This window comes from Microcoleus sp. Z1_B2 (genome assembly GCF_036700325.1).
Taxonomy (GTDB): domain Bacteria; phylum Cyanobacteriota; class Cyanobacteriia; order Cyanobacteriales; family Microcoleaceae; genus Microcoleus.
The window spans coordinates 173,080-192,833 of the sequence record NZ_JAUBOQ010000002.1 but is presented as its reverse complement, the minus strand read 5'-3'; the positions used below and the strand labels follow the sequence as shown (position 1 = coordinate 192,833).

Here is a 19,754-nt window from a genome sequence, read left to right as displayed (position 1 = left end):
TGTCATTGAGATTTTCATTGATTAAAACTAATGACTAATGACTAATGACTAATGACTAAGCACTATTGCAGCGGCAAAAATACCGTCATCACCTCGCCCTTTTGGGGTCGCTGGCGAATTACCAACTTCCCGCCAGCAGCCCGAAATAAATTCTTAGTCACGCTCAAATTTAAACTCAAACTTCCCGTCTCCGGCTGCACCATCAACAAAGGCCCGATCGATCGCAAAGGAGCATTCGCCGCTTCTGCAAAAGTCGATGCGACATTACCTTCAGGTAAGTGTTCCGATTCCAACTGCAACTTTAACTGATTGCCCGCCAATGTCACCTCCACCTGAATGCGACTCCCGGAAGGCAAAGTTCGAGTAAAATTCTCAATCAAATTAGTTAAAACCTGATCCAGCATCGTCGGATCGCTGACTACCGCCGGCAACTTTTTCGGCACAATAACTTCCAAAGTGTGGTTTCGCACAGTCGCCTGTTTTTGCCAGCGGGGAATGCTATTTTGTAGCACTTCACCGAGGGACATTGCTGTTAGCTGCACGCCCGAATTTTTAGCTTGCGACATTTCCAATTCCACGGCGCGGAAAATTAAACCGAAGCGATCGATCTGAGTGGTGCACTCAGCATCAATCATTTCCAAACGCTTGACCACCACCGGATCGAGTTTGGGACGTTTCAGCAGCAATCGAGTCAGCGTGCGAATAGTAGCCAAAGGAGTGCGGACTTCGTGGGCGATCGCCTGTAGCAATTCCACCTCTTTCGTAGCGAGAGGAATTGGAGATTGGCAGTTGATATCTGTAGCCGATAACTTGTGATGTCTATGGTTCAAACCATCATCACTTCTTTCATCCTTTATCCTGCCTGCTTCCTCTTTCCCAACCGGCAAATTATGCAACAGCAAGCGGCTGAACTGCATCACTGTTTGATAATTTGGCTCCACAGGCAAAAACTGCTGGAACAGCGCGTCTAATTTAGTAGAATTATTAGTTAATTGGCTAACTGGTAAATTGAAGCTACCGTCAGAATTGGCAAGCAAACATTCGCTTTCAGTCACCCTGCGCCGCAAAACCTCCCAAGCTTTGGCGACTACTTGCGGATCGAAAGAAAATAGAAAAGCCGGAATTCCTGCAGAATTTTCACCCAAAACCATCACCAGGCTAAAACTAGCAGTTAAAACCAAACAAAACTGCTCGTTGGCTAAGGGATCGCCACTTGCCAAAGCCAAAGCCGGGGCCGTCGCAGGTACTGAGGTTTGCACATCAGCCGCCGGCATTAAAGCTAAAGTTTGTCTGGCCCGAAAAGACCACAAAGCTGCATCGTTGTCGGGAATACTGGTAAAAATCCAATTGGCAAAGCCGTTGGCCAAAGCGGGGTGAGTCAAAACCGAAGATGGGCCCGACAACACCAATCCCTGACAGGAATTGGAGATTGTCGATCGACCATTTGCTCGATCGGCATCTGTTTTTTGTCCTGCTTTTTGCCGATCGAGCATTTGATTCAAAGCTGCGATCGCCCCATACCATTCCTGTTCAGCTTTCAGCCGAGAAGCCCCACGGCTTGCAGGACACCGATGGCGGTTGTTTCCTCCCGCCAACTTAGCATCAAAGAGACTCAGGTCATTTTCTTGGCCTTCGGAGGCTAAAATTTCGCTTATTGTCGGTAAAAAGTAAGTATTCATAGTAGTTATAAACCCACCTTCGGAGGCATGAAGGGTGAAGTATTTATGTATAGGAAAGTTCAGGAGTTAGGAGTCAGTCGATTTTAGATTTTAGATTTTAGATTTTAGATTTACCCCACAGATGCAATCTGGGAGATTGAACTTTGGTCTAAAATTTTTATCTTTCCACGACAGGAGTACGTGGCACGGTATCCGTTTTTGGGCTGGGTCAAGCACCAGCACGATCGAAAAATCCCGCATAATTTCTTGCGCCTTCCTCCTAACTCACAGGATATCCACATTTGTCAACTAAGGATATTGGCAGAACCGTACCAATAAGTCGCAATCTCCGCGCTTGCGGCGGTATTTTGTACGATCGCCCTGACAACAGTGCAAAATGAAGTAAGTTAAACACCGTGCTTTCCTTATGCCCACCTCGATCGCCGACTCGAAAAATCTGCTGTCAGACTTAATGGCACGCTACCGCCACCAAGTCGATTATCTGGCAATTCGACTGGAAGAAGCCGAAGGCACCGACATCCTGCTGCGAGGCGAAAAAATTGAAACCCTCAGCGAAGGAGTCTCAATTGGCGGCCAAGTCAGAGCTTGCCACAAAGGTGGTTGGGGCTTTGCCAGTTTTAACAGACTTTCCACCCTCGCCGAAAGAATCGAAGAAGCCATCGCCGCGGCCAAACTGATCGGCGAAGAAGAAACGATCCTGGCGCCAGTTACGCCAGTACAAGACATTTGCTTGCTGCCGCTGACAGGAACAGACCCCCGTCTGGTTCCCCTAATTGACAAAAAGCAATTGTGCGATCGTTACGCGGCCATCCTCCGCAGCATTGACCCGCGCATCGCCACAATCTCCGTGCGCTACGGCGACAGCACCCAGCGGATCATCCTCGCCACCTCCGAAGGCACCATGCTCGAACAAGGTTGGGCAGACATGGAAATGCGCTTTGCCGCCACAGCCCGCAGCGGGGAAACCGTACAAACCGGCCGCGAAACCACCGGTTCCCGCAAAGCTTACGAAGACTTAACGGATCTCGATATTCAAGTTCGCAGCGCCGCCCAGAGAGCCGTAGATTCCCTAGCCTTACCCCCCGTCCAAGGCAACACCTACACCGTCGTCATCGACCCGATTTTGACCGGATTGTTTGTCCATGAAGCCTTCGGACACCTTTCCGAAGCCGACATGGCCTACGAAAATCCCGACATTTTGGAAATTATGACCCTCGGCCGCCAGTTCGGCCCAGAAAACTTGCAAATTTTCGACGGTGCATCGCCAGAGGGACACCGGGGCAGCTATTTCTACGACGACGAAGGCACTCCCGCGACTACTACTCAGTTAATTAAAGACGGCGCTTTAGTCGGGCGACTGCACTCGCGGGAAACGGCGGGCAAGTTGGGAGAAACGCCTACTGGCAATGCTCGCTGTTTGAATTATCATTATCCGCCGATCGTTCGCATGACGAATACTTGGATCGAACGGGGTGACACGCCAGTTGCTGACTTATTTTCTGGTATCAAAGAAGGAGTTTATGCGCGCAATTGGCAAGGCGGCATGACTAACGGCGAAATGTTTACTTTCAGTGCCGGCGAAGCTTGGATGATCCGCGACGGAAAATTAGACAATCCGGTGCGGGATGTTACTCTTTCGGGTAATGTTTTCAGCACTTTAGCCGATATTGAGGCGATCGGCGACGATTTCTACTGGGATGAATCCGGGGGCTGCGGCAAGGCAGGGCAAAGCGGTTTGCCCGTGGGCTGCGGCGGCCCGAGTTTGCGGATTCGCGATGTCGTTGTTGGTGGCGAAGCTGCGGAAGAAGATTAAATCTGCAAAAGTTTAAAAAAAAAGGTAAAGCGTAAGATTCCTACTCGCGCTTTACCTTTCTTTTTTTTTGAGTGCAACATTTCCCGCCCGTTGGTGGTGTCTGATATCTTGAGGACGCTTGGCCAAAAAATCGGAATAGCGAACAATTATGCCTTGACTCGTCAAATACTGCTGAAAAATCGGTTTTTTGCTACGCAGTACGTAAGTCCGCAATTAATGGCTCGAAATATTCAATTTTTCTCTTCTTATCCCAATTTTCTTTTCTCCCATTCTCCCCCTAATTCCCTGCAATTATCGCTTTTTTCGGCTTTATCTCCCGCTTCCTCGTTGTGGCGGCTTATTATCTGGCTCCTTATCGTAAAAGGTCTGAGAGTCGGCTATGGCGGTTAAAATTTCGGGAGCAGAGTTGTCTTGAGCAAAAAAGGTCGATCGAGTTTCTAAGCTTTGAGCATTAACTGCGCCAGCACTCAGTAACAGGCTTGACATCAGGATGGAAGAGTAAACGCGCATCATAAATTTTGGTGGGTGTATTTTCCCTTCTTGATACGCAGTCTGTACTCTGCTATCAGGATAAAAAAAATAATTGTGGTGAAATCATCAATTAGTAAGTGACGGCACCTGCAATTTTTTTGAATTTTGGTTAAAAGCGGGTTAAATCCCTCATCTAGCTCGCTTTTTCGCTGGTAATTTCTAGTTCTCTGCTAGTTGCGGGCAACCAGCAGAATTCAAGACCATGTTCACAAAAAAATGCTACTCTTCTAGGCCCGTATTCCCAGCCCTCGTAGTTATAAATCATTCCCCAATCTAAAATCTAAAATATAAAATTTAAAAGGGTATCGCCCCTGGAATCCTTTTGAAACAGTCTTCCAAGAAAGAAACAAAAAGCGCCAATTGTAAAGTTTTACTACTTTTATGATTAACTTGATAATTTATTGAGTTGAAGTGGCAACCGGGGATTACAGACACAACAAGAGAGTACCCAGGCGCGCCATCAGGACGTTATACTAATTCTCAAAACTCATGCAACAGTAGCGCTCCGGGTGCGTCGCCACCTGCCAATCCTAAAAAAGAGCGACAATCTCCAAGCGACGAACCTTACCTGAAGCGTGAGCGTAAACAAACCAAAAACTCATAATTGTTGCAAGAGTTGGGAGAATTGGTATTACATATAAATATCTTGGTGAATGAGATTCCTTAAAGGAGGCAATGCCTAATTTTCACATTAACTTCATAAATGGTTGCTCTTGTATTTTTAAATAAATTGTGCATCTTTGATTTTTTCGGATCTTTTCTGATCTGGCTTTGTGACAAGAGCGGTGACGCGCCATTCTCAAGGAGGAGTCGAAAGCGGTTGAGGGAAAAAAGCCCCTTCGCAAAATCGTGGATTCAATCTCAAATCTCACATCTAAAATGGACTAACTGCCGCGCAGAAATTAAAAAAACCTGGTTTTAAAACTCATATCGCCGAGTCAATCTCAAATATCAAATCTCACAGCGACTGAGTTGCACATCTACCTGCTGGAATAGCGAGTCGAGGGTTGACGAGTTGTCCAAAACAACATCAGCTTGTTGACACTTTTGAGCTAGCGGCAACTGGGCGTTAATGCGGGCATTAGCTCGATCGTAACTTAAGCCATCTCGCTGCATTAGTCGTTCTAACTGCACTTCGGGTGAACAGTACACTACCCAAATTTCGGTACACAAGTCAGTCATGTTAGCTTCAAACAGCAGCGGCACTACCAAAACCAAAGTCAACGTGTCAACCTTGGCACAGAAACCGGATTTTTTTTCAACAATACTTCGTTCTAGCTTTTGGTGAAACAAGCCGGTTTCTTGAGTCTTTTTACCTAAATCCTGTGTGTCTTGGGATACCAAACTCGATGCAGCAATGTAGCTTTGAGTTTCCTCAACTAATCGGCGGCGCACGTAAGGGTGAATCTGTTGTTCCAACCACTGCCGCTCGTCTGCGTTACAAAAAATAATACTTCCCAACTCTGGCCGATTTAAATTGCCGTCCGGGAGCAAAATACCCGCGCCGTATCGTTTTACAATAGAGTCAAGTATTGGCGAACCGGGGCTCACAGCTTCGCGGGCAAAAATATCGGCATCTAAAATCGGAAATCCACAGGCATCGGCCAGATAATTAGATATAGCGGTTTTACCGGTGGCGATGCCCCCAGTTAAACCGATCAGACGGACAATTCGATCGCTCATAATTTTCAGGCGTTTAAACGGAACTGTGTTTCGACACTTACTGTCAGTCTTTGCTATGTTGGTGACACAATCAAATTTAGACTTAAATTTTAAGATTTGCGATCGAGAGTTCGCGTTAGGAAGTGTCAGCATTGGGTGCGATCGACTCTTTTTTACCTAAAATCTCAATTTTAAACTCGAATTAAGGTCTAGACCGAGGCAAACTTATGAATGCTCAACGTGCTGTGCGGTCGATTTTGGCAGCAATTCCCATTGCTGGATTTTTGATATTAGATTTTTTCCCCAACCTGGTTTTCCTCAAAGAAAACAGCAACGGATGGGTACTCGTGGCAATTTATCCCCAATCTCAAATTGCTGCGGCACAATCTATTACTCCAGCCCCAGACGGCACCGGAACCAATGTCACCGCCCCACGTACAGCGTCGCCTCCTCGCTACGACATTCAGGGCGGCACTACCTCCAGAGACGGAGCAAATTTGTTCCACAGTTTTACTCGGTTCAATCTGAATTCGGGCGAAACTGCCAATTTCATCTCCAACCCAAGCGTTAAAAATATCCTCGGCCGTGTTGTCGGGGGCGATGCTTCCTTAATTAATGGTCTAATTCAAGTTAGTGGCGGCAATTCTAATTTGTTGCTGATGAATCCCGCAGGCATTATCTTCGGAACAAATGCCCGACTCGACGTGTCCGGGTCTTTTTTGGCTACCACCGCTAGCGGTATCGGTTTTGACGACGGTTGGTTCAACGGTACTGGGGCGAACGACTTCGCGGCCCTCGTCGGAACGCCCAATGCTTTTGCTTTTGGCCCACAGCCGGGGAGTATTGTCAATGCCGGTAACTTGGCTGTCGGCACCGGGCAAAATTTGACTTTGCTGGGCGGTACGGTCATCAGTACAGGACAACTTTCAGCCCCAGGCGGTCAAATTACTGTGGCGGCTGTTCCGGGCGAAAATCTGGTGCGGTTGAGTCAAAACGGACTTTTGCTGAGTTTAGAAGTTTCTCCGGCAGCAGCAGTGTCGGGTTCGGAAGCTGTTCCCTTCTCTGGGCTGAGTTTACCTCGGCTGCTCTCTGGCCCCGGCGTGGCTCACGCTACGGGTATAACTACGAACGCTCAAGGTGAAGTGGTGCTCACAGGCGGCCAAACAGTGCCTGCAGGGGCTGGAAATGCTCTGGTAGGGGGTGCTGCAGACGTGTCTGCCAGGGGGGGCGTCGGAGGAAGCGTCAACGTGTTGGGTGACAAGGTAGGGCTATTGGGAGCGAAGATTGAGGCTTCGGGCCCGGACGGTGGCGGAACGGTGCGGATCGGGGGAGATTACCGAGGCGAGGGAACTGTGCCGACTGCCGGGATGACTTACGTGGATGGCAAAAGTTCGATCGCAGCCAACGCAACTGAATCAGGCAACGGCGGCAGAGTTGTTGTCTGGGCTGACAACACAACAGCATTTTTGGGCAGCATCAGCGCCAATGGCGTTTCTGCAACGGGAACCGCAGGTGTTGGGGGGTTTGTGGAAGTTTCGGGTAAGCAAAGATTGATTTTTAACGGTACTGTTGATACCTCTGGGACAAACGGTTTGGGGACTTTGCTGTTAGATCCTGAAAATATTTTCATTACAGATTCCCCAGAAGCTGCGGGCGATGCGGAAATAATTGCTAACAATAATATTTTGGCAACAGGAACGCTACCAGGACAGGAAAACAATTCTGAGCCTTCGCTGACAATTTCGGCTAGAGCTTTGGAAAGTATGTCGGCGACTGCAAATGTGGTTCTCGAAGCGCTCAATGATATTACAATTGCTGATTTGGCGGACAATCAGTTGAGCTTTCAAGCAACTACTGGTTCGGTAACATTTAGAGCAGATGCGGATGGCAATGGTGCGGGTGCTTTTTCGATGAATGCGGCCGATACAATTAGCACGGCTGGCGGTGCTATAACCATTTCGGGAAGTCAAATTACAGCGGGCAATTTGTCAAGTAACGGCGGAAATATTAGTTTGATTAGTCCGGGTTCGACTGTTGCCAACAAGATTTCTTCATCCAATCCCAGCACTGGCAGCAGCGGAAATATTTTGCTCGAAGGCCTGAATGTAACGGCGCAAAAACTTGATGCCAGCGGCCCGGAAGCGACGGGAAATGTCACTGTGACGGCTCGAAATGTTCTGGGAGTGAGCTCGATCGCAGGGGGTTCGGGAAACATTACTTTGACTGGTAATGAAATTAATTTTAAAGGTGACAAAAATTCAGTCAGCGGTACTGGCTTTTTGGTACTGCAACCTTGGAGTCCTGGTCAAAATATTGCGATCGGCGGTTCTGGAGATGTCGGTACTAATATTTATTTGAATCTGACCGCAAACGACCTCGGAAGTTTGGAAAATGGGTTTGCTGGAATTACGATCGGGCGCAGCAACGGTATCGGTTCAATTCTGATTGCTAACGATTTCACATTTTACGATCCGCTAATTATTCAATCGCCAGCGGGTTTGGGGACAATCACTACTACAAGTTCCCTGACAGGGGCAGACAAGGCCTCAATTACTCTCAAAGCTGACGGCAATATCAGAACCGGAAATATCACTACCAACAATCAGGAAATTCGCATCGTCAGCACCGCAGGCAATGTCACAACCGGTCAGCTACTTACTGGAACTGCCCGCACCATCAACACTTCTGTCAATCCTCCCGAAGATATAGGCAATTCGGCGGGAGATGTGAGTGTTACTGCACAGGGTACGGTGACTGCTGGGGCGATCGACACGAGGGGCGATCGCGCGGGGAATGTGACGCTAACGGGGCGCAATGGAGTCACTGCAGGGGCGATCGAAGCTGGCGGCTCGAAAACACCGGGAAATATTACTTTAACTGGCAACGAAATTGACTTGACGGGTGACAAAAATTCGATCGCCAGCAACGGCAATCTGGTGCTGCAACCTGCCGATCCCAGTCAAAATATTATAATTCAAGGTTCTGGCGATACAGAAGCTCTGAACTTGACTGCTGCTGAATTGAACACTTTTCGGAATGGGTTTGCTTCGATGACGATCGGGCGCGCTGACGGTAGCGGTGCGATCTCGATTGGTTCTCCAACGCCAAATTCCACGCCAAATTCCACGCCAGTGGCGGTGACATTTCAAGATCCGATGACGATTCGCTCGCCGTTGGATACCGGCGCGATCGTGGGAACGGGTGCGATCGTCGGTACTGATAACGCCACGATCTCTCTGATGGGCGGTACTGTAGCCGTCGGAGACGTTACCTCGATTGCGGGGATTAATATCACTAGCACCCAAGGCAATTTGACTGCTGGTACGGTTTCATCTCGCTCAACTTCCGGGGTGGCGGGCCCTATCAATATTCGCAGCGCCGGTGCGGTAGAAACCGGCAATATCGATGCTTTTGGTGCCAGAAGCGGGGGAGATATTTCGATTGCTGCGCCGGGCCGGATCGTTACAGGGGTGATTAACTCGAGTTCGCAATCGGGAAGTGCCGGTTCGAGCCAAATTACTGGCCAGAAAGATGTTGAAGTTGTTTCGATCAAAGCTCGCGGCAATACCGGCGGCGATGTGGCGATCGAGGCTGGGGGAGCATTTCGGCCACCGGGAACAGGAACGGCTGCTGAACCCGCCCAGGTCAGCATTTCTACAGAAGGGCTGGCTCAATCGGGTTCACAGACGCTGCTGCAAAGCTCTTGCCCGTCGGGAACCTGCACGGCGGCGACTGTTGGGACTGGAAACTCGAAGTCGAATACTGCCACTTCCTCAACTGCGATCGGGCCGCTGGCGATCGTGCCGACTCCGGCACCAACTACCACTGTGGAACTGCAAACTACAGAGAATTCTCAACAAATTGTGACTCAGGTGAGTCTCGGCCCCCCAGTGTCTGCGCCAAAGCTCAGTAACGCAAATGTCTCGCCAGAACCTGCTGTTGCGTCTGTTGAGGCGCAGTCTAACCAGACTGCTGCCGGCCCGGTAGTGCGATCGCCGTCGGTGTTAAAAGACAATTTGCCCGCGCCTGCGGTGACAGAAAACGCCAGCGTGGCAAAAACTCCACAGAAGCCGGGGAGTGCGGTAACGTCAGAAGGTATCGGGAATGTGAGGGTTCCTGAGATTTCTCGATCGAACTCGATCGCGCAAATAAATCCGATCGACGCAGTGCAGCAAAGGGATAGAACTCAGGGGCGGGACTTTGAACGTTACTTTGGGGGCACTGTGACTGAAAAGTCAGTCACACAGCAAAGTATTCGAGATACTCTCAGCAGTGTCAATCAATTGACTGGGGTTAAACCCGCCATCCTTTACGTATGGGCAAAAGACAAACATTTAGAACTTGTGTTGTTGTTGCCAGACGGCAAAAATGTTTTTAAAAGTGTGCCGGCAAGCCGCGAGACAGTGCTCAAAGTTGCTAAAGAATTTACTAATGCTATCAGAAGTCCCAGGAGATTGAATGCTGTTGATTACAAGCAACCTGCCGAGGAACTTTACCAGTGGTTAATTGCACCGCTGCAACCGGAATTGGAGGCTAACAAGATTGACACTTTGGTGTTTTCGATGGATGCCGGTTTGCGAACTTTGCCTTTAGCTGCTCTTTACGACGGCAAGCAGTTTTTGGTAGAAAAGTACAGTTTGGGGCTGATTCCGAGTTTGAGTTTAACTGATACTCGCTATGCCGATGTTAAGGGTTCTGAAGTTTTAGCGATGGGTGCGTCGAATTTTCCCGCCAAATACGATCAAAATCCTTTGCCTGCGGTGCCGTTGGAAATATCGACAATTGTGGGCAAGATTTGGCCTGGTTCGTCTTTTCTTAATGAAGCTTTTACTTTGGCAAATTTGAAGCAGAAGCGCAATCAATCGCAATACAAAATTATTCATTTAGCTACTCACGGCGATTTTCAGCCTGGGGGGGCCCAAAATTCTTACATTCAGTTTTGGGATACTAAGTTGCGGTTGAATCAGTTGGATCAGTTGAAGTTATCTAACCCGCAGGTGGAGTTATTGGTTTTGAGTGCGTGTACTACGGCGGTGGGAGACGAACAAGCTGAGTTGGGGTTTGCGGGGTTGGCGGTGCACGCGGGGGTAAAATCGGCTTTGGCGAGTTTGTGGTATGTCAGCGATGTCGGTACTTTGGGGCTGATGACTGAGTTTTACCAGCAGTTGCGTACAGCGCCGATTAAGGCTGAGGCTTTGCGGCAAGCGCAGTTGGCGATGTTGCGGGGTGAAGTGCGGTTGCAAGATGGTTATTTGGTACGATCGGGCAACAATCAAGCTCTGCCTTTGCCGTCGGAGTTGGCCGCCAGGGGCGATCGAAATTTGTCGCATCCTTATTATTGGGCCGCTTTTACAATGATCGGTTCGCCGTGGTAATTCTGAAGATAGAAGGAAGAAGGAAGAAGGAAGAAGGAAGAGGGAAGAAGGAAGATTAATGCCTAATTCCCTGCGCGGGCCAATTCCCAATTGCCAATAACTACTGACTAATCACTAATTGAGTCAGCCGTTTGAGGATGCGGAGCACGTCATAAAGTTCGTTGCCGGGGTTCCGGGTGAGATACCCCTTAGATGTGCTATATCGAGGTGATTCTCCGTTAACTAATTTGACAAAGATGAAACTGCCGCCTGTAGCAATCATGCCGTAACTAGGTTTGTCCGGGTTGGGATTTGCCAGCATATAAGCTAAAATTTGCGCCAATCCCGCTTCGATCGAAAACGAAACGAGTTTCGATTCTATTACCATCAGCCACAACTGCTCTTTTAAAACTAAAGTGTCGATGCTGCCTTTGATGATAACCCCTTCATCTTCTTCGGAAAATTCGACGGATTTTTCTGGTTTAATGTAGAAAGGATGCAGATAAAACTCGCCTGCAAATAACAGCGGAGAGACAATTGACAAACTAATGGTTTTTTCCAGCATCGGCGGATACTCTAACAAGTTGAAGTAACCCGCTTTCATCTGATCTAGCTGTCGTTTTTGAAAGTCGGTAATTTCTGGTAACTCATCTTGCCATTCTCGGAAAAATTGGTCGTCTGTGACAAGTTGAAGGTCAAAAACTGTTTTTAATTCTTCTAATGTGACATTTTTAGCTTGAATTGTTTGAACCATAATTCGAGCCAGTTAATTTTATGAGTAATTACAATTTTATCAATTTCCAGCTAATATTATGTCCCCTCGAAAGATTATAACAAAATTGGTTTGTAATGAGGACTGAGAGTCCTAATCCAAATCGCTCGGACTGGCATTCCTCCCTAAGAAATGGTAAAGGTTATTTTACAGAAGATGATATAAGTCAAAATTAAATTCTGCTAATTCCAAATTTTTTGCAAATTGAGAACAAATCCCGGCAAAACATTTTCCCCAGAAAGAATGAGAGGAGATTGTAAAACTTCCACATCTTGACCGGGGCGATAAATTTCAACTTCCCGTTTTTTGCGGTTAATTAGCCAACCCAAACGGCAGCCATTTTCCATATATTCTTGCATTTTTTCCTGACTTTTTTTCAAACTGTCGCTGGGCGAGACTAATTCAATGACAAAATCGGGACAAAGCGGGATGAATTTTTCTCTTTGTTCGGGCGTCAAAGCTGACCAGCGGGATTTTTCTACCCAGGAGACATCAGGAGATCGATCGGCTTTGTTGGGCAGAGTAAATCCTGTGGAGGAATCAAACACTTCGCCGAGTTCGGTTTGTTCGTTCCACACATCCAATTGTGTAGTCAATTTGACATTGCGTTTCCCTGTTTCTCCTCCGGTTGGCGGCATGGCGATTAATTCTCCGTTGGCGTTGCGTTCGAGTTTCAAGTCAGGGTTTTCTTCGCACAGTTGATAAAACTGTTCTGAAGTTAGTTTAATCAGGGAGTTGAGGTTTAAGGTGATAGCAGTCATGGTTATTTACCTGCTGTTTGTATGAACGTGATTAAGAATTAAAAATGAATAATCCCATTTTTAATTCTTAATTCTTAACTTGTAAGTCTACTGCAATTGCTTGATTCTGTTGAGCGCGTCTTGATAGGCGCTGGTTCTGCCGCCTTGCTTGTAAAGTTCTGCTGCTTTTTGGAAGTCGGCAATTGCTTTCGGTTGGTCTTTGTTGTCCAGGTAAGCTAAAGCTCGGTTGTAGTAAGCGTCGGCAAAACCGGGATTGGCTTCGATCGCCAGGGTGTATGCTTGAATAGCATTGGAACCGCGTGTGGGTTCGAGTTGGGCTAAGCCGGCGGTGATGAAAGTGCGGGCATTACCGATATTAAAATACAATTCAGGGGTATATTTGGGCTTGAAAGCGAGTGCTCTGTTGAAATCCGCGATCGCCTCCCAAGCATCTCCTTGATCTAACAGCGAAAGTCCTCGAAAATAATAGGCTTGGGCGTCTTGGGGATTGGCGGTGGATACCGGGCCGATCGTTGCGGGAGTATTGTCTACTTTCAACTCGGATTTGTTTATTCCCGCCGCCACTAGCTTGGCGATAAATGTATTGATGGGAACTGCTGCGTTAAATCCGGTTTTAATTGGGGCGACTTCGCCGGAACTGGTTTGAGCAAAACCGAATTCCCCTTGTCCGTGTAAACCGATGACTCGGCCTTCGGAGTCAAAAACTGGGCCGCCACTCATGCCACTCCAAGTTACGGCCTGATACCGCAAAGTGTAACCTTCCGGGCGGTTGCTGGGGCGGCTGGTAACGAGTCCGGGAGAGAGTTCGGGTTCTCGTTCAGCGCCGAAAAGTCCGCCGGTAGCGGGATAGCCGTAAACGAAGATTTGAGTGCCGATGACGGCTTGATCGGAATCTGCGATCGTCGCGACTGGATATTCTTCGGGGCTTTCAAATTTGACTACGGCTAAATCCGGGTCAGTTTCGGCGGTTTGCAAACGGGTGACGGAGGTTGCTTGATAGTTTTTGCCTTTAGACGTGCGAACGGTGTATTTCACGTCTGCTTTTTCTACGACGTGGTTGACTGTTAAAACTGTGTAAGTTTTGCCTGTTTTGGCAATAATTACCCCAGAACCGTCTCCGAGAGCACTGTTAATTTGTACTGTCAGCGGCCCGGCAATGCTGGCGACTTCTTGGGGGGTTTTGGCGATCGCGGGCTGACTGATGACTATGGTTAAGGCTGCGGTAGTTCCTGCTAGCAGGGTGGTTAAGGTGTCGTAACGAGAAAAATTTATATTCATGGCTATTGCTAATTAGTAGCTGGGTAGCGGGATTTGGTGGAGGAAGGGCGATCGGCGGTTGGTGCTATTTTCTGTTTAGTTTTATTACTGGCTTGACGCAAGGGATCTCGGCTTTGTTCTTTAGTGATAACTTTACTCGCTTTTTTGTTCCGCGATTCGCTATTTCACTGTAGGGCGCTTATCGGCGCATCTTACTTAATCTCAATGTAGCGCACTGCCAAACTTACTTATTAAACCTCAACAATACATGACTCCAACTCGGTGGTTAGTTCTTCCTTAGTCATCGTTCCCCGCGCGACTCGCATGACTAAATCATATACTTCATCGTCGGTCAAATTCAAAGCGCCACCATTCAAACGCAAAAAGGTATCTGTCACTGCAAAAGCCGATCGTTTATTGCCGTCAATAAAGGGATGATTCATCGCTATGTGATAGAGATAGGCGGCAGCTTGTTCGCTAATCGTTGAATGCAAAAATTGACCGCCAAAAGTTGCTTGCGGTTGAGCCAAAGCCGACTCTAACAAACCTTCATCTCTAACGCCGGGAGTGCCGCCAAACCTCTCTATCTGTCTGGCGTGGATACTTAAAACCATACTTTTGCTGACAAAATTAGGAGTTGGCAAGGCGACGGTAAACCTCCTTTCTTTCGTGTTCGGAATTTAGATATGCCTGCCATGCTTTGGCTTCTAGTTTTTGTTGTTCTTCTTCAGTCTTTAAGGAACGGACAAATTCAAGCACTTTCAGCAGCACGGGTTCTGGTACTTGGTCTAGTTCTTGAAGAAGTTGGTCTTTTGCGGTCATGTTTCTTTCCTCCTAATGATCGTACAACTATTTTACAACCTCGCTTGTGCCCATTGGACGATCGCCTCAGTCAATCCGTCTAAGGTATATTCTTTGGCTTCCACATCTAACTTACCCAATAAATTCTGACAGCTTTTGGAAGTTTCCGGCCCGATGGATGCGATGCAAACGTTTTCCAACCAATCCTTAGACAGGGATAATTCTGGGCTTTTTTCGAGGAGATTGCAAAAGTTATGCACGGTTTTGGAACTGGCAAAGGTTATGATATTTACGGCTTGGTTTTGGAGTGCGGATAGGGCGATCGGATCGATAGTTTCGGGACAGCAAGATTGGTAAGCTGGCACTTCTATTACTTGCGCTCCTTTGGCGGTGAATTCTTTAACTAAAACTTCTCTGCCGCCGCTTTCTACTCTCGGAAATAGGATTTTGCAGTTTGTAGGGGCGGTGCCCCCGTGCCCGCCCTGCCAGGGGAAGTTCTCGACTAGGGAATCGGCGACAAAGTTGGGGGGAATAAAGTCGGGTTGTAGAGAGTGCGATCGCAAACTTTCTGCTGTTTTTTTCCCGACAACTGCGATTTTAATACCAAACAAGCTGCGGGCGTCTTTGCCTTTTGCTTGTAATCTTTGAAAAAAGCAGTCTACAGCGTTGTGGGAAGTGAGAATTAACCAGTGAAAGCTTGACAATTGTGCGATCGCACTGTCTAATGGTTCCCAAGTGGACGGGGGCCCAATTACCAAGGCGGGCATTTCGATCGCGCGGGCTCCTTGTTGCTGGAGTCGATCGCTAAATTCAGCAGACTGAGAAACCGATCGCGTGACTAAAATGGTTTTTCCTGCTAGCGGCAATTGGCTGTTATTAATGGTGACTGGTGTATCGATCATATTTGTGCTTTCTGGCTGGATTAAATATTCGCGCAATCTAACTACTTCCCCAATTACGATTACGCAAGGCGACAGAGATTGACCTGCTGTTTGCTGTACAATGTTGAAGAGAGTGCCTAGCCAAATTTGCTGTTCGGGGCGGCCGCAATTTCGGATAATGGCGATCGGAGTTTCGGGCGATCGTCCGTGCTTTTGCAATTGCCAAATTATCTCGCTTAAATTGCGCCCTCCCATCAATATTACCAAAGTTTCTATCTGCACTAATGCTTCCCATTCCAAAGCATCCGGTTCGTGGGCGCTCATCACTGCAAAACAGCGACTCATTACCGGATCTGTGAGGGGAATTCCTGCTAGTAAAGGTGCGGCTAAGGCGGAGGATATTCCGGGTATTACTTCAAAGTCGCAGCCCGCTGTGATTAATGCTTGAATTTCGGAACTAGAACGACCAAAAATAAACGGATCACCACTTTTTAAGCGGATTACTTGTTTTCCTAGTTGGCAATGTTCTACCAGCAAACGGTTAATTTCTTCCTGCTGGGTGGAAGGTTTGCCGCCGCGTTTACCGACTTCGATTTTTCGACAATTTGCTGGGATTAATTCGAGTTGCGGGATGTCGATAAGAGCATCGTAGATTAAGACTTCGGCTTGGGATAGCAGTTTGTGCGATCGCACTGTCATCAAGTTACAATCTCCGGGCCCCGCACCGACTAAATAAACTTTCCCTTTGTGGTTTTTCACAATTCCTCCTCGATCGTCTCGATAGTATAGTTTTATGAATATTGCGGTGCTTGGGCGCACCCTACCCTATCCTATAATTTAATCAGACTTTTCAAGCAGCCTGTAGGGGGAGGTTCACCCCTTCTCCTCAACGGTGCAAACAGGTTACATAAACCCGCCCCCACCCAACGAGATGCACCCGTTACTATTTATGCAGATTATCATCATCACGGCCGCCGATGCAAATTACTTTGAATTGGTGCAAGGTACTATTTTATCGGTGCGGGAAAAACCAGAGGGTGAGAATGTGGCGATCGGCTTTTTCGATCTCGGCTGCACTCCCGAACAGTTGCATTGGTTAAAAACACAAGTTAATATCATTCAAAAGCCTGATTGGGACTTTGACTTTTCTGGTAGAAATGAAGCTCCTCACTATCTCAAAGGACTTTTAGCGCGTCCGTTTCTCCGTCGATATTTTCCTAGTTTTGACATCTACCTTTGGATAGATGCCGATGCTTGGGTGCAAGATTGGCAAGCTGTTGAACTGTTAGTTAAAGGCGCGGCTAAACGCGGTTTAGCAGTTGTTGCAGAACTCGACCGGGGTTATTATTTAGCTTACGGCAAACTGCCTTGGTACTGGCAATTTGTTTACCGGGATTATCAGGCAGCTTTTGGCGAAGAAGTAGCCCAACAGTTGCACAGCTATCCAACCATAAATGCAGGTATTTTCGCGCTGCAAAAAGACGCACCTCATTGGGAAATGTGGGCAGAATATCTGGCAGAGGGATTGCAGCGACACGTTTCTTTAATGACCGACCAAATAGCTTTAAATCGGTTAATTTACGGCACTGAAATGTTTGACAAAACAGAGATGCTCCCGGCTCGGTGCAACTGGAGTTGCAACTTTGGTTTGCCTGTTTGGGACAAGCACCAAGCCTGTTTTGTCGAGCCGTATTTGCCACAAGAAAAAATCGGTATCCTGCACCTGACTGGATACAAACACGACTTAGTAAAATTAGCAACGACGGACAGAAATCAAATAGAAATTAGTCTCCGCTACCAACCGATAAACAAGCAAAACTATCCTAATTTAACACCAGAACAAATGACATTACTGCCGTTATTGGAAATCACAAACAATACTTGGCTGCCCGCCGGAGATTACGTCTCGCCCGGATTGAAAGTTATTCTCCCCGATGCGTACTTCCCCAACATGATTGTTGGGGATACTCAGACTTGTTCGTGGCCTTATTTGCGCCGGGAAATCAAGCACAATTGGTATGTCGATCGCCGTGCTAACTCAGTCGGATTTCTCAGCCGCGACGAAGCACATATTCTTTACAATACGGCTCTGCAATTCAAAGGTAAAAAAGCATTAGAAATAGGTTGCTGGCTGGGTTGGTCTGCCTGTCACTTAGCACTCGCCGGAGTTGAATTAGATGTTGTCGATCCGCTGTTAGAAAGAGAAGACATCAGACAAAGCGTCATCGATTCAATTCAAGGTGCTCTAAATGCGTCGGGCGTTCAAACATCAGTCGAGCTAATACCAGGCTATAGCCCCCAACGAGTAGAAGAATATTCCGCTCAATTCAACCGCAAATGGTCGTTAATTTTTATTGACGGAGAACACGGAGGTGATGGGCCGTTAAATGATGCCATTGCGTGTGAAAAATTGGCTGAGGAAGATGCAATAATTTTATTTCACGATTTAACCGCTCCCGATGTTGCTAAAGGTTTAGACTACTTGAAAGAAAGGGGATGGAATACTGTAATTTATCAAACAATGCAAATTATGGGTGCTGCTTGGCGGGGCAAAGTCGAGCCAGTAAAACATCAACCCGATCCCAAGATTTCCTGGCAGTTGCCAGCACATTTGCACGGGTACAAGATTAGCAGTTTAGAGACAACTAATTCTCAAACAGCCAGCCAAACTAATCAAAACCAACAGTCATTTTATACAAGAGATTTTTACCAATTAATCGGAGAAGGAACTCGCACTTCTGCTAGAGAAATTATTCCCCTGCTGTTAGACTTGCTGCAACCCATTTTACCTAAAAGTGTGGTGGATGTGGGCTGCGGTACGGGAAGCTGGTTAGCTGCGTTTCACAAGTTGGGAATTTCTGATTGTTTGGGAATAGATGGCGATTATGTCGATCGCACTATTTTACAAATTCCTTTAAATCAGTTCCAATCCGCCGATTTAAAGCAACCGCTGCAAATAAACAGAAAGTTTGACTTAGCAATTTCTCTGGAAGTTGCCGAACATTTACCGGCTACCTGTGCCGAAAACTTTGTTAATTCTCTCACTCAACTAGCACCAGTGATTCTGTTTTCTGCTGCGATACCATTTCAAGGAGGCGTCGAACACGTTAACGAACAGTGGCCACAATATTGGGTTTATTACTTTCAGCAAAACGGCTATGCAGTTATTGACTGCTTGAGAAAAAAAATATGGAACAATGAAAAAGTCGAGCCTTGGTACGCTCAGAATATCTTGATTTTTGTTAAACAAGAGCACTTGTCGGGATATCCGAGGTTAGTAAATGAGTATCAAAATACCGATCTGAATCAATTAGCGATCGTCCATCCCAAGATTTATTTTTACAGCTTGCAAGCTGCTAGAAATTCGGGACAGAATTTACAATCAGAAAGTGTCAAACAAGTTGCACCTTCGCCACAATCGGCAGATCGACCTTTAATATCTGTGATTATTCCCTGTTACAATCAAGCTCATTTTTTGTCGCAAGCAGTAACTAGCGTTATCAATCAAACTTACAAAAATTGGGAAATAATCATTGTTAATGATGGCAGCTTAGATACTACTAGCACAGCCGCCAAAAAATTGATAGCAACAAATCCCCAGCATCAAATTAGGCTAATAGAACAAGCTAATCAAGGGATATCAAGGGCTAGAAATACTGGCATATCGGCAGCAAGCGGCGAATACATAATGCCCTTAGATGCCGATGATATTTTAGATCCCAATGCCTTGATTTGTCTTTTAGAAATATGTCTAAAATCCAAAGTACCTTGCATAGCATTTGGTTCTTATCAACTGTTTGGCAATGAAAAGCGCACCGTACCCAGTTACGATTTGTATTCGCCGGAAAATATCAAGCAATCTAATATGATTCACCCGTCTTCATTGTATCACAAATCAGTTTGGAATTTGGTCAACGGTTACAAAGCAGAGATGAAAGAAGGTTATGAGGATTGGGAATTTTGGGTTAATTGTCACAAACATAGCATTCCTTTTTTTGGAACGAGAGAAATAGTTCTTAATTATCGTCAGGTTCATGGTTCTAGAAATGAAAAAGCTCAACAATATCATCACAAATTAGTAGCACAAATTGTTTGTTACAACCGGGAACTTTACGATATGGAAAGCGTGAATAATGCTGAAAAGCTATTGGAACTAATCGCAAGTTAATCTTGATATCATGTCCGGTGGATTACCCTGATTCCTGTAGGGGCGGGTTCACCAATAATATTTGCCAAAAACGGA

12 protein-coding genes are annotated in these 19,754 nt (G+C 46.9%); 3 read left to right on the top strand and 9 right to left on the bottom strand.

Annotated features, from left to right (window positions below; all coding sequences use genetic code 11):
- Positions 1-62: 62 nt before the first annotated feature.
- Entirely contained in the window at positions 63-1,679 is a 1,617-nt protein-coding gene (locus tag QT984_RS01745) for a HAMP domain-containing sensor histidine kinase (protein WP_333372941.1), read from the bottom strand.
- Positions 1,680-2,085: 406 nt separating this feature from the next.
- Between QT984_RS01745 and QT984_RS01740 the strand changes: the two genes are divergently transcribed.
- Entirely contained in the window at positions 2,086-3,492 is a 1,407-nt protein-coding gene (locus QT984_RS01740; protein WP_333053209.1) for a TldD/PmbA family protein, read from the top strand.
- Between the two features lie 309 nt (positions 3,493-3,801).
- Here QT984_RS01740 and patX read toward each other — a convergent pair whose 3' ends face one another.
- Both patX and coaE read right to left on the bottom strand, forming a co-directional pair.
- Positions 3,802-4,005 (bottom strand): heterocyst-inhibiting protein PatX, encoded by a 204-nt coding sequence (gene patX, locus QT984_RS01735; protein WP_333208308.1) that lies wholly within the window; start codon positions 4,003-4,005, stop codon positions 3,802-3,804.
- A gap of 969 nt (positions 4,006-4,974) precedes the next feature.
- Positions 4,975-5,706 carry a dephospho-CoA kinase gene (coaE, locus tag QT984_RS01730; RefSeq protein ID WP_333372938.1) on the bottom strand — a complete coding sequence of 244 codons (732 nt, stop codon included), beginning with the start codon at positions 5,704-5,706 and terminating at the stop codon, positions 4,975-4,977.
- Positions 5,707-5,912: 206 nt separating this feature from the next.
- On the opposite strand from coaE, the gene QT984_RS01725 reads away from it, so the two are divergent.
- Positions 5,913-11,060 (top strand): CHAT domain-containing protein, encoded by a 5,148-nt coding sequence (locus QT984_RS01725; protein ID WP_333372935.1) that lies wholly within the window; start codon positions 5,913-5,915, stop codon positions 11,058-11,060.
- A 100-nt stretch (positions 11,061-11,160) separates the two neighbouring features.
- On the opposite strand, the gene QT984_RS01720 is transcribed toward QT984_RS01725, so the two are convergent.
- From QT984_RS01720 to cobA, 6 genes are all read right to left on the bottom strand, one after another.
- A complete protein-coding gene (locus tag QT984_RS01720; protein WP_333262261.1) occupies positions 11,161-11,793 on the bottom strand; it encodes a restriction endonuclease subunit R in 633 nt (210 codons plus the stop codon).
- 200 nt (positions 11,794-11,993) lie between these two features.
- Positions 11,994-12,572, bottom strand: coding sequence for a Uma2 family endonuclease (locus tag QT984_RS01715; protein ID WP_333053204.1), 579 nt, complete (start codon positions 12,570-12,572; stop codon positions 11,994-11,996).
- An 87-nt stretch (positions 12,573-12,659) separates the two neighbouring features.
- Complete coding sequence (locus QT984_RS01710; protein ID WP_333053203.1) at positions 12,660-13,850, bottom strand: tetratricopeptide repeat-containing serine protease family protein; 1,191 nt, start codon at positions 13,848-13,850, stop codon at positions 12,660-12,662.
- A gap of 230 nt (positions 13,851-14,080) precedes the next feature.
- On the bottom strand, positions 14,081-14,443 hold the full coding sequence (locus QT984_RS01705) for a type II toxin-antitoxin system death-on-curing family toxin (protein WP_333262256.1): 363 nt from the start codon (positions 14,441-14,443) through the stop codon (positions 14,081-14,083).
- 16 nt (positions 14,444-14,459) lie between these two features.
- Positions 14,460-14,651: a DUF2281 domain-containing protein gene (locus QT984_RS01700; RefSeq protein ID WP_333053201.1), complete on the bottom strand. Its 192-nt coding sequence runs from the start codon at positions 14,649-14,651 to the stop codon at positions 14,460-14,462.
- A gap of 32 nt (positions 14,652-14,683) precedes the next feature.
- Positions 14,684-16,270 carry a uroporphyrinogen-III C-methyltransferase gene (gene cobA / locus QT984_RS01695; protein WP_333053200.1) on the bottom strand — a complete coding sequence of 529 codons (1,587 nt, stop codon included), beginning with the start codon at positions 16,268-16,270 and terminating at the stop codon, positions 14,684-14,686.
- Between the two features lie 190 nt (positions 16,271-16,460).
- Here cobA and QT984_RS01690 point away from each other — a divergent pair, with 190 nt between their 5' ends.
- Entirely contained in the window at positions 16,461-19,679 is a 3,219-nt protein-coding gene (locus QT984_RS01690; RefSeq protein WP_333372932.1) for a glycosyltransferase, read from the top strand.
- Positions 19,680-19,754 lie beyond the last annotated feature (75 nt).

Coding starts and splice junctions, on each gene's coding strand:
- QT984_RS01720 (WP_333262261.1), bottom strand. CDS start 11,793: ATGGTTCAAACAATTCAAGCTAAAAATGTCACATTAGAAGAATTAAAA.
- patX (WP_333208308.1), bottom strand. CDS start 4,005: ATGATGCGCGTTTACTCTTCCATCCTGATGTCAAGCCTGTTACTGAGT.
- QT984_RS01705 (WP_333262256.1), bottom strand. CDS start 14,443: ATGGTTTTAAGTATCCACGCCAGACAGATAGAGAGGTTTGGCGGCACT.
- coaE (WP_333372938.1), bottom strand. CDS start 5,706: ATGAGCGATCGAATTGTCCGTCTGATCGGTTTAACTGGGGGCATCGCC.
- QT984_RS01740 (WP_333053209.1), top strand. CDS start 2,086: ATGCCCACCTCGATCGCCGACTCGAAAAATCTGCTGTCAGACTTAATG.
- QT984_RS01700 (WP_333053201.1), bottom strand. CDS start 14,651: ATGACCGCAAAAGACCAACTTCTTCAAGAACTAGACCAAGTACCAGAA.
- QT984_RS01715 (WP_333053204.1), bottom strand. CDS start 12,572: ATGACTGCTATCACCTTAAACCTCAACTCCCTGATTAAACTAACTTCA.
- QT984_RS01725 (WP_333372935.1), top strand. CDS start 5,913: ATGAATGCTCAACGTGCTGTGCGGTCGATTTTGGCAGCAATTCCCATT.
- QT984_RS01745 (WP_333372941.1), bottom strand. CDS start 1,679: ATGAATACTTACTTTTTACCGACAATAAGCGAAATTTTAGCCTCCGAA.
- QT984_RS01690 (WP_333372932.1), top strand. CDS start 16,461: ATGCAGATTATCATCATCACGGCCGCCGATGCAAATTACTTTGAATTG.
- QT984_RS01710 (WP_333053203.1), bottom strand. CDS start 13,850: ATGAATATAAATTTTTCTCGTTACGACACCTTAACCACCCTGCTAGCA.